General features: G+C 38.5%; 9 protein-coding genes and 1 pseudogene. 4 read left to right on the top strand and 6 right to left on the bottom strand.

The annotated features are described in order from the left end of the window. Nucleotides 1-46 precede the first annotated feature (46 nt). Nucleotides 47-955 carry a tetratricopeptide repeat protein gene (locus H1P_RS05530; RefSeq protein WP_144864955.1) on the top strand — a complete coding sequence of 303 codons (909 nt, stop codon included), beginning with the start codon at nt 47-49 and terminating at the stop codon, nt 953-955. Here the strand turns inward: H1P_RS05530 and H1P_RS05535 are convergent. The 6 genes and pseudogenes from H1P_RS05535 to H1P_RS05560 all read right to left on the bottom strand — a co-directional run. Continuing rightward, entirely contained in the window at nt 926-1756 is an 831-nt protein-coding gene (locus H1P_RS05535; protein WP_144864957.1) for a DUF928 domain-containing protein, read from the bottom strand. The genes H1P_RS05530 and H1P_RS05535 overlap by 30 nt on opposite strands. A gap of 83 nt (nt 1757-1839) precedes the next feature. Beyond that, nucleotides 1840-4209 carry a CHASE2 domain-containing protein gene (locus H1P_RS05540; RefSeq protein WP_144864959.1) on the bottom strand — a complete coding sequence of 790 codons (2370 nt, stop codon included), beginning with the start codon at nt 4207-4209 and terminating at the stop codon, nt 1840-1842. Nucleotides 4210-4230: 21 nt separating this feature from the next. Continuing rightward, nucleotides 4231-5199 (bottom strand): DUF1822 family protein, encoded by a 969-nt coding sequence (locus H1P_RS05545; RefSeq protein WP_144864961.1) that lies wholly within the window; start codon nt 5197-5199, stop codon nt 4231-4233. A 71-nt stretch (nt 5200-5270) separates the two neighbouring features. Further along, complete coding sequence (locus tag H1P_RS05550) at nt 5271-5954, bottom strand: sigma-70 RNA polymerase sigma factor region 4 domain-containing protein (RefSeq protein WP_144864963.1); 684 nt, start codon at nt 5952-5954, stop codon at nt 5271-5273. 128 nt (nt 5955-6082) lie between these two features. Further along, on the bottom strand, nt 6083-6709 hold the full coding sequence (locus tag H1P_RS05555; RefSeq protein ID WP_144864965.1) for a helix-turn-helix domain-containing protein: 627 nt from the start codon (nt 6707-6709) through the stop codon (nt 6083-6085). A 118-nt stretch (nt 6710-6827) separates the two neighbouring features. Next, nucleotides 6828-7001 (bottom strand): annotated as a pseudogene (locus H1P_RS05560) (IS982 family transposase); the annotation flags it as partial. Between the two features lie 93 nt (nt 7002-7094). On the opposite strand from H1P_RS05560, the gene H1P_RS05565 reads away from it, so the two are divergent. The 3 genes from H1P_RS05565 to H1P_RS05575 all read left to right on the top strand — a co-directional run bounded on the left by H1P_RS05565 (nt 7095) and on the right by H1P_RS05575 (nt 12496). After that, nucleotides 7095-10220, top strand: a complete 3126-nt coding sequence (locus tag H1P_RS05565; RefSeq protein ID WP_144864967.1) for a two-partner secretion domain-containing protein — start codon at nt 7095-7097, stop codon at nt 10218-10220. Between the two features lie 244 nt (nt 10221-10464). Beyond that, the gene (locus tag H1P_RS05570) at nt 10465-11628 is read left to right on the top strand and encodes a PAS domain-containing sensor histidine kinase (RefSeq protein ID WP_144864969.1); all 1164 of its coding nucleotides are present in this window, start codon (nt 10465-10467) and stop codon (nt 11626-11628) included. Nucleotides 11629-11686: 58 nt separating this feature from the next. After that, nucleotides 11687-12496: a response regulator transcription factor gene (locus H1P_RS05575; protein WP_144864971.1), complete on the top strand. Its 810-nt coding sequence runs from the start codon at nt 11687-11689 to the stop codon at nt 12494-12496. Nucleotides 12497-12514 lie beyond the last annotated feature (18 nt).

Genomic DNA, 12514 nt, shown 5'->3' on the forward strand with positions numbered 1-12514 from the left:
GGGTAGTTAGGGCATTGATCGAGAAATAGCAGATTGAGATCGTTATATGGCTTATTTACTTCGTTTACTTCTGGTTTGTTCGCTCTCGATTGTGGGGATGACTTTTTTCCCCAATAGTTCCAGTTTAGCGGTGTCTCAATTAGACAGCACAGATGCATTTAGTTCGGCTTTGGAAAGGGTGAATCAAGGTGATTATGAGAAAGCTCTGCAAGATTTTACTGCGGTAATTGATTTTCAAGATGATTTAAGAGGTGTTGCCTATAGCGATCGCTGTCTGGTAAATTTACAATTACATCATTACACTGCTGCTAAGTCTGATTGTCTTCAAGCGATTGAATTCGCTCCTGATAATTGGGAGGCTCATCTTAATTTAGGATTGGCTTATTATCAATTGAAAGAGTATCAGCCAGCTTTGATGGAAAATCAACGGGTAATTAGGCGCAATCACCGCGATTATCGTGCTTACTACAATCAAGGCTTGGTTTATTTTGCTTTGAATGATTACCCTAAAGCGATTAATAGTTACAATTCTGCTTTAAAATTTTCTGGTTTGATTCCCCAGGAACAACAAGCCACTATTTATACCGAGCGGGGTTTGACTTATAAGAAACTCCAACGTTACGATCTAGCGATCGCTAATTTTAAGCAAGTTATTGATTTAAACCCACAAGATGAGTATTCTTACTTTAATTTGGCTTGTGCTGCTTATGAAGGAAAAAAGACTTTAATTGCCATTAAAAATTTTACTGAAGTAGTGCGTCTCAATCCCGATTTTACTCAAGCATATATGAATTTAGCCGTGATTTATCATCAACTAAGACAAGATAAATTGGCATTACAAAATACAAGAATTGTTATCCAAAAATGTCAGCAACAAGAAGATAAAATTGGTCGACGAAATGCTCTTGCTCTAGAACAGTTTATTTTACAATCTCAACCTAGTAGAATAGCTTAAACTTAAATCAGTAGTAACCTTCGATCGAAAACGAACTTCACCAATTAGAGGCTCTTGACTTAAATTATTTAAATCAACACCCGTAGAATTGAGCAGTTGATTCCAATCACGTTCTAGTTGAAGATTATTATTAGCTAAACGCATTTGAGCTACAGTGTTTAAGGCATCGTACCAAATAGACTCGCTTCCATAAATTTTATATGCTGGTATGGCTTGATTTTGAAGTCGAGCTTCCAAATCTGGAGAGGGAATGATTCTTTTAATCCATCCTTCTACAAAATTAGCAGTAGATGAGGATGAACTACCACAGTAAACTTTGAAATACCAGCGATAGGATTTATCAGCTACTAAAGATGGTGCTGTGTTAGGAAGGCTCAAACTAATCAAACCAGGAGTTTTAGGTAGGGTAAAGGATTGGCGATTAAGATCGTTTTCCTGTTCGTCTTGGAGAACAAATTCCCCAGCAGACACTTGTTGCGAAGAATAAGGCACATAAAACCACAGGGTAGGGCGATCGCTGATTGTCGTTCCTACATTGGTGTTAGGAATCAGGGCAGTGAGTGGTATGTCGCTGGTAGGGCATAGGCTGCGACTTCCTCCTCCTGTACGTCTTCCTGGTCTACCATCTCCAGAAAAATCGAGTTGGTTGCGCTCAGATGATTCTGAGGACTGCTCTTCTGTAGCTTGATTTTGGGAAGTTATCATTGCTCTAGATTGAGCTAAAGAATCAGCAAAGCAGATTATTAGTATGAAGATGATAGTTGCGATCGATAAATTGGTTAATAATTTTGATAGCTTCATTTGGTTCTGAGTTAAATTCAAACTTTAGGCACTGGTTGTTTTTGTCTTTGACCGTGAGAGAGGGCGACGGCTAGTCGCCCTCTCTAATCACGGTGTTGACGGAATGTCGTCCAAAAAACTATCGTTCCTGCCATAGTTACAACCACCAAAACCGAAGCAGCTATCGGGAGCCATATTCCTTTCAAGAACAGAATGTAGCCAATTCCAGGAATAACTAATAAAGTAGTGGTAACAGCAATTCCTCGATATACAGAAGAGATCAAATAAAAAAACCAAAATCCTGTTACTAGAGAACATCCCCAGAGTAAAATAACTTCCCCCCATTCAGGTAACCATGTTAGTAAAGGGCGATCGTCTCGAACAGCACTTAAAATCTGACTCACCATATGAGCGTGAACTATTACTCCTGCTATTTCTGGCTGCTCTGCGGTGCGATTTGATGTGAAATGATAGTCTTTGAAACTGGGAGCGGTAGTACCGATTAAAATAATACGATCTTTAACCAAATTGGGCAGCTGTTTATCGAGCTTACCACTTAAAATATCGGATAAAGTTACGGTTTTGGCTACCCCAGGTGAGGCGCGATAGTTAAGTAATAGCTGATAACCCAAATCATCTACTTGATGATAGCCACCTGCCTGAGAATCTAGTTTCTTGAGAATAGTATCACCAATCTGCAAATCTCCTTGAGGATTGCGTTCAATTTCTTTCCCTTCTGGTTCAAAATAAGTTTGGGCAATTCGTAAACTAAAAGCAATATCAGCAGTGCAAACCGAGTTGGGATCCGTAGCCATACCCAATAGTTGACGGCGGATTACACCATCCGTATCCACAGGAAAATCGCTAAAGCTAACCCGCTCTTCGGGAACTCCATAGAAAGGTCTTGTACCAGACCTTTGATTTTGTTCTTCTGTACCTACTTCGCAGACAGTAATCAAGCTATCTTCATTTTGAATCAATTCAATTAAATCTGTACGACCATTGTCGAGGAGAAACTCACGATATATATCTAAACCGATAACTCTGGGTTGATGAGATTGTAGTTTTTGTAAAAGTTCTGCCAAGGAACGATCTGAGATTGATGTTCCCAATCTTTCTTGAAGTGGTTGATTTTGTACGTCTGCTTCGGTCACGGTGACTACCAGCATTCGAGGATCAGGAGGTTCTGCTGGACGTGAATTAACTAAGCGGTCGTAGGTTGCTAATTCCCATAGCTGTAATGCTCCTAGCTGTCGTAATCCCATAACTAAGGTAGTAGCGACAAAACTAGCTAGCAATAAAGCTGGCAAACTTAATTGACGATAGTTTAAACCACGATCGCCTTTTAGGGAAGTATTGAAATCTTTCCAGGTGGGCGTTCGAGCAGCAGGATTTTGACAAATTACTGGTAGCCAAGTAGCACAGGGATATTCTGTCTCCAGTGGCTCTAATTTTTCTCTGGCTTCTCTAACCGCAGTATATAAAGATTGTCCTTGAGAAAAGACAGCTAAAAAATAACGAAAGAATTCTTGAGCTACCTGATTTGGTACAGATTCTCGCATTACGATCACCTGGGGAATGTGTAAATCTGCTAGAGATTGTGCCAACCCCAAACCATCGCAGGAATTAAAGATTGCTAGTTTTAAACCCCGAGAGATTGCTCTTTTTAAACCATGACGTAACTGCTCCAGAGTAATAGTTTCAGTTTGATTAATAAAAATCCAACCTGTTTCGGATTCAGTTTGGCTATGTCCAGCAAAAAACAAAATATCCCAGCCTTGTTCTGCCCATAGCTGCTCGTTCAACTTTTGAAGCCCAGGAGATTCAAGAAAAACGGTAGTGGTATCAGGTAAAGTTTCAATTGCGCTACGGTCTGCCTGTAAATCAAGGTCATCGCTATTGCCAAAAATAGCTAAGATTCTCGCTTTTTCACCAGAACTTGACTGTGGTTCGATGCGTCCGTATTCCAAGGTGCTTAGAGCAAGCTCTGCTTGGGGGTAATCTTCAAAAAAATTCCAGAGATGCCAAGGAAGTCTTCTGAGCAGAGGATTGTTTGTTTCGATAATTACTCTAATTTCTGCTTTGGGATTTAAAATGCGACTCAGTTTGCGATCTATCGGATGAAATGAGGCAGAATCTAGCCATTTATTGAATTGAGTGGTTAATTGCTGGCAGAGTTCATAGAATTCAACTTCCGAAAAATAGGTTATTCCCCCAGATTCGATTTTAATTTCTCTGATTGAATGCCAACTTCGTTCTCGATAAAACTCTTGGTAGAGTAGTTTCCATTGTCGATATAGTTGCTCGATTTCTGGTGCTGGGGGTAAGCTGCCACGAATTTGCAATGGTTTGGGCGCAACAAATTTATCTGATAAATTCCTAACTGACATATTAGAGGAAACCTGAGCGGTAATCTCTCCAAAGCCATGTTGTAAATTTCCCGAACCCAAATTAATCGAAACAGCCCAACTCATCTTTAAATATCCTACAAGTAGTTACAAGACAAAATTTTCCTGAACTGTGACCTCATCAAGAGTGATTTCGAGCCTAAAGAGATCGCCTTGCTGACCGCTAAATCTACGTAATTGAGTATAGTTATTAAGACTACCAGATACAGTTTCTTGAAGTATTTTACCTGAAGGGGAAAGCATCTTTAATTTTAAGTTCTTGGGTAGATAAAGTGTTCCACTGCTAGGATATATTTGCACCAAAACATTAATCGTATCGTCTGGTTGAGTAGTTAGTGCCAATGCCAACACCACTGAATCTTTGCCTAGTTGTATTCCCAGGTCGATCGCCTTAGCCCGTTTAACTTTTTTTTCTGGTTGCTCCATGTCCCTCACTACTACTGGTTGAGCATAATTTACTTTAATTAAGGTTTCTACTGTCTGCCAGCCTATTGCTACAACTCCCTCAAACCAGTCACTAAGCTTAATAGCTGGCTGATGTGCTACTTTTGATACTAAAGAGAAAGAAGAGCGAGATACACTCTGTTTAAGCTGATGGAGATATTCGGGAAATTCTTCAAGCGATCGCAGTTGAGCCAGAGGTATCTGTGCTGAAGCAGTAGTAGTAAATCCTAAAATTACGGCTTGTTGGAGAGAATGAGAAAGCTTCACTGCAACATAGCCAATTCTATCCGAGTAGACATCTGGGGGAATATCTAAATTTTCTGCATTTGGTAGTACAGGACGACACTCTAACTGACCTAATTGTGGTAAAGAGATGTCTGCCACGTCCAGAGATTTGAGTAAGAGAGGATTGAAACTATCACTATCGAGCAAATTAGTTTCAATTGACAAGCATTGAAGATAAAAGTTGACGGCACATACAGCTAAAATATTTAGATACACTTGCTTGGCTTTAGCTGCACTATTTTGTAGCTGACTATATTTTTGCGCTAAATTGTGATCGATGGGACTTAGAGGAACGGTAAAGGTAAAAGTTGAAATTAGCTCTTTCATTTTGGGTTATGGTTGGAAAATTAGGAATAAAATTTCTTCATAATTATTTGCTTGGGAATACCAGTACAAAATTACGCTTGTAAATACTTTTTAAAATAAGGCATCAATTTTTTCAATCGACGATTAAAAAAACTACAGAGTGTTGTCGGCGAAATATCAAACTCATCGGCAAGTTCTGTCCAATTTCGCTCTTCAATAAATTTTGCTTTAGCTAATACTTGAAAAGTTATAAATGGTCGATTTTTTACAAATTCTGACCCCATTAATCTTTCTGGATCTTGTTCGATAAATTGCCGTAATAATACTTCATCATTAGAAACTTTTTGAACTGATAAACGCTCATCTAAATCATCTAAATTGGGAATAAAAATTGTCTCCTTTTGCCGAATTTTAGGAATGTTGGTGATGCCTTTTTTACGATAGTCATTAACTACGTTAATAAACTGTTTCTGTAAGCGAAAATTGACCCAAGCCATTACTGGATGTTGAGGATTATAAAAATCGATACGATGGCAAACTTCTAGAAGAGTTCTTTGTAATGCCTCATGATAAACTTCTGTGTAAAAATTGACTGACCAAGAACCATTTTGAGGATGACCTAATTTAGGAGATTGCCAAATTTCATTCACTAATCGACTAATAGCTAACTGTCTTTGACTACTCTGAGATGGGTATTTTTGAGCTTCAATAGCCAATTTTTTGAGGTATTCTTCACGTTCTTTGCTATTTAAATTATTTTCTGAAAACTCACTCACTATTAATACTTCCTCATGGATTTTCAGTCTATATACTGTTCTATTTTCTCAATAACTATCTTCTAATTGCTACAATACAAGTTAAATTAATAGGATTACTATACCTAGGCTTAACTTTTGTCTATTTACTAAATAGTCTGAGAGGAAAAAATAGCATTCTTTAAAAAAGAAAAATTTTGTTTTTGCTTGAAATTAAAATGATAATTAGACAAGATATTTGAGCTTTCCTTACACTGTGTTTTTTTAGATAAACAGCTTTCTATATTAGTCGATATTTTTTTTAAAACATATTTAGTCACTAGAGAGCGACAGTTTTTTTTAGTAATACGACATTCGATTAATTTAGAAAGCTTTTTAAATAACTTTGGTGCAGCCACATTAGTAAAGTAATCAGAACTATAGTTATTTTCTCTGGCAATTTCACTATAGGTTTTGTTTTGCCAAACACCCTCTAAGATCAACACTTCTACTGTACCAGGAGATTTATCATACATCTCTAAGAACAAGATATCTAGAGTTTCAATAACCAGATTAAAACTCAGGGAGTAGACATATCTATCAAAAGTTTCTTCTATTCGATCCGTATCAGCAAAATCGCAACTAGAATGCTCTTGGTAATTAGATATCTTGTGATGAAAATCGGTTTTACTTGATTGGTTACTTAGCATAAAATTCAATTTTGGATCGTAAAATGCGATCGCTAAAATGGGAAAAATCATAACAGCTAGATCGCTTACTTGTTGCTTAGCTTGCAACGAGCCAAGTTATCTTCTACTGATGATTCCGATTAAAATCCCAGTTGTTACGCAGGTTGTTACAAAAGTTTACGATTATCTCTTTGTTGACGCTTGTTCTAACGTGAGTTCGACAAAATTAAAAAACAGCAGGAGGTAGAGCTAGTAATGCCTTCGTCTCTAAATTCAGGGAAGGTTGATTCGGCAAAGAGGAATAAGCAATTAATCCAGCCATCAGATTAACTAGAAAATTCCCCATACTTCGATGCAAAAGATGCTCAATTTGGAAGATATTCTGGAGTTGGTCATTTTCCAAAATCAACACCCCAGAGCTACTTATTAGTACCTTAATAAACAGAATTATAGTACTATCTCACCATACAATGCCATTTAGGTTTATTCAAAGATGAAAGAGATTTTTAAAACAGTATTTTTCTTATTTACTCTATTATTTCCTCTTAGTGCTACTGCTCAAATAACCAGAGATGGCACCACTTCCACGACAGTTACTCTTACAGAAACGGGAGTACGCATCGATAATGGAAATCGCGCTGGCGGTAACTTATTTCATAGCTTTGATGAGTTTTCGCTCCCCACAGAAAGTGAAGCTTTTTTCAACAATGCCAATGATATAACTAATATTTTCTCTCGAGTTACAGGGGGTAATATTTCTAACATTGATGGTTTAATTCGTGCTAACGGTACAGCTAATTTATTTTTAATCAACCCCGCAGGAATTATTTTTGGAGAAGGTGCAAGTTTGCAACTAGGCGGTTCGTTTTATGGCAGTACTGCTAGTAGTATTGTGTTTCCCGATGGGGAATTTAGCGCGACAGATTTAGATAATCCGCCTTTGATTACGGTTAACGCACCTATTGGTTTAGGGTTTCGAGATAACCCAGCAGAGATTGTTAATACCTCTGTAGGTCGAAATCCCAACGGCGAAACTAATATTATTGATGATCCAGTAGGGTTACAAGTCCCTAATGGTGAAATTTTAGCTCTTATTGGTGGTGATGTTTTACTTGACGATGGTAATTTAACAGCAAAAGGTGGTCATATTGAAATTGGTAGTGTGAGGAGTGCTGGAGAAGTCGGTATCATTGAAACAGATATTGGCTTTACTTTAGATTACGATGGGATAGCTTCTTTTGATGATATTACATTACAGAATACAGCAGTTGTCGATGTTACTGCTAGTGGTGGTGGCAGTGTTAATGTTACAGCGCAAAATATAACATTAGATAACAGTTCAATTAGCTCTGGAATAGCTCCAGATTCAACTTCTAATGATGCTCAAGCAGGAGATATTGTAATTCAGGTTACTGAGAATCTAACTCTAGATCGAAGCTATATTCTCAATCTGGTAGATGGAGTGGGTAATTCAGGCAAGATCGAGATTACCACTGGTTCGGTGGAAGTAAGCAATGGAGGACAAATTTCTTCTAGTACTTTTATCGGTCAAGGAAACGCAGGAGGAATCACTATTACTGCGAAAGGAGATGTGACTTTTGATGGGATTGATGATAGTACTGAAGCTCCTAGTGGGGCTATTAGTGTGGTTATACCAGGAGCAGAGGGAAATAGTGGGGACATTAAAATCTCTGCTGCCAATTTGAATCTCACCAATGGAGGGCTAGTTGATGCTAGTGCATTTGGTCAAGGCAATGCAGGAGATGTGAGTATCACTACCAACAATCTGAATCTCACCAATGGAGCAACAATTGCTACCAATACATTTGGTCAAGGCAATGGTGGAAACATTGAGATTGATGCCACCACAGTATCTGTGTTGGAAGGAGCATCTTTGGAATCTAATGTCGGTGGTTTTGCCAGAGGAGAAGCTGGGGATATTACGATCAAAGCCAATGATGTTGTCTTTAATGGTGGTTTTGCCCGAAGTAGATTGGAAGCAGGCGGAGAAGGCAGTGCTGGGGATATTCAGATTACTACTGGTTCGCTTTTAGTCACAGGAATTCCTCCAGAATTAATCAGTAGTAATATTGGTCAATTGGTTACTGCCAGTTTTGGACAAGGGGATGCAGGCAACTTAACAATAGATGCTAGTGGAGATGTGGTCTTTGATGGACTACGCAGCGATGTCTTCAGCCTAATAGGAGGAAACTTAGAAAATCCCAATATTCCTCCAGCAGAAGGCAATGGGGGGAATATTACAATTAGGAGCAGCTCCCTATCAATTGATAATCAAGCTCGATTAGTCAACACAACCGAAGGTGTTGGGGATGCAGGTAACATCAATATTAATACCGATTCGTTATCTATTAGCAACGGGGGAAGTTTATTGACGCAGGTCGATGGTATTGCCAGAGGTGATGCAGGTGATATGACAATCGAGACAGGAACAGTTGAGATTGGTAATGGAGGAAGGTTGGATGCTCGTACTGCGGGAACAGGAAATGCTGGCAATATCATCATTAAAGCTGCTGGTTCTCTTAGCTTAGCGGGAGAAGATAATCTCGATAGCGAATCACAAAGTACAATAACCACAAGCGTAGGAGCTACAGCTATCGGTAAAGGAGGAGAGTTAAAAATTACGACTCCCCAACTAGAAATTAGAGATGGGGCAGCCATCAGGGCTGATGCGGAAGGACAAGGAAATGCGGGCAATATTGAAATTTTTACTGGTGATTTGACTCTGAGTGATAGAGGACAAGTTGTGGCTGGAACATTAGGGAAAGGGAATGCAGGGAACATTCGCATTGAAGCCAATTCGATTGATTTAGTCAATGGAGCCACCATTAATGCAGTGAGTCAATCGGAATCGGAAACTGATGATAGTGCTAATATCACTCTCGAAGTTGCTGAAGCTCTTACCCTCAGAAATAATAGTCTGATATCCGCTCAAGCCCTAGAAAATGCTAATGGTGGAAATGTCTCCATCAACAGTGAATTTATTATTTCTTATCCCAGCAGTGGTAATGGTAATGGCAATGATATTCTTGCTAGTGCCGAACAAGGTAATGGTGGCAGAATCAGTATCACAGCAGAGTCTCTACTAGGAATTGAAGAACGTAGAGCATTTGACAACAACGCCACTAACGATATCGATGCTAGTTCTGAAGTAGACGGTTTAGACGGTACAGTTTCTATCGAAACCCCTGATAATAATTCTTTGCGAGAAACCACCGAACTATCGGATAACATCGTCTCCGCAGAGATTATTACAGCATCTGATATTTGTTCGGCATCTGATATCGAAGATGTTTCTAGTCTTACAATTCAAGGACAAGACAGAGTGCCTCACGAACCCACTGCACCCTTTGATGGCGATGCTTTAATTATTTATGGGGAACCAGAAACATTAGCTCTGCCTCAAAGTAATGGTAACCACATAGATTCCAATAACATTCCACATTATGTAAAGCCAGTAGCATACAAAGATAATGGGGAACCAATTTATCTTGCCAGAGGAGTAATTAAACAAGAAGATGGAACTGTTATTTTAACTGCCGTTCCCCATCAAAATATCACGTCTCGAACTCCTGAAAATCCTTATGGTTGTGGTCAATAATTATTAATTATCAGTAAGAGTTTCTCTTGACTGCGAATTCCAATCGAAAGCTTTAACTATATTACAAACCAGATCGAGTTTTTGCAACAGTACCCCTTAAACTAACTAAAGAGGGCTAATTTTATCAGCATTATATTAGTTTTGTTAGTTGTTTTTTTCAAATCTGACCAATATCATGATGAGTAGTGAGACTGGTTTGTTTCCTTGCTATCTGGGTTAAATCAAACATAAGAAGAAATATTTTATGGCTGTCTCAAACTCTAAAAATTTTAAGAACAAGGCTTTAATTAATGATCGATTTGATTTACAAAACTGTGGAGGAGAAGTATTTGAATTTCAGACTTTAATTGAAAATGCCCAAGTTATGATCTTGATTTTTCAAGATTGCAGAATTTGCTATGCCAATCCAATGACCAAAATCTTGACTGGCTACAACCAAGATGAATTGTTAACTAATACCAATTTACGATCGCAGCTTCAACTTCATCAAAAATGCCCAATATCGGACTGTGGAAATCATGGTGCTACTCAAAGACAAGAGGTTAGATTGTCAACTAAAAATGGCAAGGAATGCTGGTTAGACTGCTCACTTCGAGTAATTCAATTTGCTAAAAAGCCAGCTATCTCGATTGTGGCAGTCGATATTACTAAACACAAACAAGCAGAACAGAAAATCCAGCAAGTCCTCGAACAAGAAAAAAAACTGGTTTCGATGGTTTCCCATGAATTACGGACTCCTTTAAATGTAATTTCCTTTTCCTCTAAACTATTAAAGAACTACGGCGATCGCTGGAAGCCAAGCAAAGTAAGAAAGTATCTCGAAAGGTTGCAAAGAGGAGTCGATACTCTCAGTCTGCTAATTGACGAATGGCTGATTTTAGGCAAAATTGATACGGGAAAGTTGAAATTTGAGCCAAAACCATTCAACTTAGAACAATTCTGTGACAATTTATTATCCGATCTCCAGTTAGGCGATTACCATACGAACTTGCACTCGAATAATTGTAAGCTAGGCGAGCGCAGTCCTCGGCAGATTAACTTTTTTAATCAAGGAAATGACTCATTAGTAAATTTAGACCGCAGAATACTTCAGCTTATCCTCACGAATCTGTTAGAAAATGCGATCAAATATTCGCCTGAAGAGAAAGAGATTGATTTTACAGTTGCTTGTAGCCCAAAAAAGGTTATTTTCAAAATTAAAGACCGAGGTATGGGAATCAATCAAAGCGATCGACCGCATTTATTTCAACCGTTTTATCGGGGAGAAAATGTGGATAACATCCCTGGTAATGGCTTGGGACTGGCTATAGTCAAAAAGCTAGTTGAGCTTAGTGGCGGTCAAATTAATGTAGAAAGTCAACTGGGAATAGGAACAGAATTTGTGATTTCTTTTCCGAAATCAGAATAACCTATCCCACTAATCAATTCTTTAACCAAAATCTTAAGTGTAAAATGTGGAGCAAAAAATGACCAAAGTATTAGTAATTGAAAACGAAGAACAAACTAGAGAGATGTTATTAGACTTCTTAGAGCTAGAAGGCTTTAAGGCAATTGGTGCAGAAAATGGTCTAGTTGGGGTAGAAAAAGCTCATACCCATTTACCAGATATAACTATTTGTGACATCGCGATGCCTAAATTAGATGGTTATGGAGTTCTTAGAACACTTCGTCAAAACCTAGATACAGCCATTATTCCGCTAATTTTTCTGACTGGTAGAAATACCAAACAAGAACTGCGTCAAGGTATGGAATTAGGAGCAAGTGACTATCTGTTGAAGCCTTTTACTCCAGAAGAACTACTAAAAGCGATCGCCGCCCAACTCAAACGAAACAATATTTTCCAGCAGTGGTTTGCCGTCAAATCTGAAGATATCGCCCAGTCATCAGAACCAGAAATCGATGAATTTGCTAAATTTGCCACTTTATTTGCTTCTTGTTCTCAATTAAAAGCAGTCTATGAATTTATCAGCAGCCACTATCAAGAATCGATTAGTCTACGAGATGTCGCCAAACACCTCGGCTTTTCCCCAGGCTATTTAACTAAGTTAGTTAAAGATCATACAGGAGAACCGATTAATCAGTGGATTATCAAACGTCGAGTAACAGCAGCACGAAGTTTATTATTAGAAACAGAACAGTCAGTGGAACAAATTGCCGAAGCAGTGGGCTATCAAAGTATTAATCACTTCTTCCGCCAGTTTCGTCAATACTATGGAGCTAGCCCGAAAGCCTGGCGTAAAGCTAATCGTCAAACCTATTTTTCTTTGAACAAATAGTCGTCGAAGTGGGTGAGC

The sequence above is a fragment of the Hyella patelloides LEGE 07179 genome (assembly GCF_900659865.1).
GTDB lineage: Bacteria > Cyanobacteriota > Cyanobacteriia > Cyanobacteriales > Xenococcaceae > Hyella > Hyella patelloides.

Coding starts and splice junctions, on each gene's coding strand:
- H1P_RS05530 (WP_144864955.1), top strand. CDS start 47: ATGGCTTATTTACTTCGTTTACTTCTGGTTTGTTCGCTCTCGATTGTG.
- H1P_RS05535 (WP_144864957.1), bottom strand. CDS start 1,756: ATGAAGCTATCAAAATTATTAACCAATTTATCGATCGCAACTATCATC.
- H1P_RS05540 (WP_144864959.1), bottom strand. CDS start 4,209: ATGAGTTGGGCTGTTTCGATTAATTTGGGTTCGGGAAATTTACAACAT.
- H1P_RS05545 (WP_144864961.1), bottom strand. CDS start 5,199: ATGAAAGAGCTAATTTCAACTTTTACCTTTACCGTTCCTCTAAGTCCC.
- H1P_RS05565 (WP_144864967.1), top strand. CDS start 7,095: ATGAAAGAGATTTTTAAAACAGTATTTTTCTTATTTACTCTATTATTT.
- H1P_RS05570 (WP_144864969.1), top strand. CDS start 10,465: ATGGCTGTCTCAAACTCTAAAAATTTTAAGAACAAGGCTTTAATTAAT.
- H1P_RS05575 (WP_144864971.1), top strand. CDS start 11,687: ATGACCAAAGTATTAGTAATTGAAAACGAAGAACAAACTAGAGAGATG.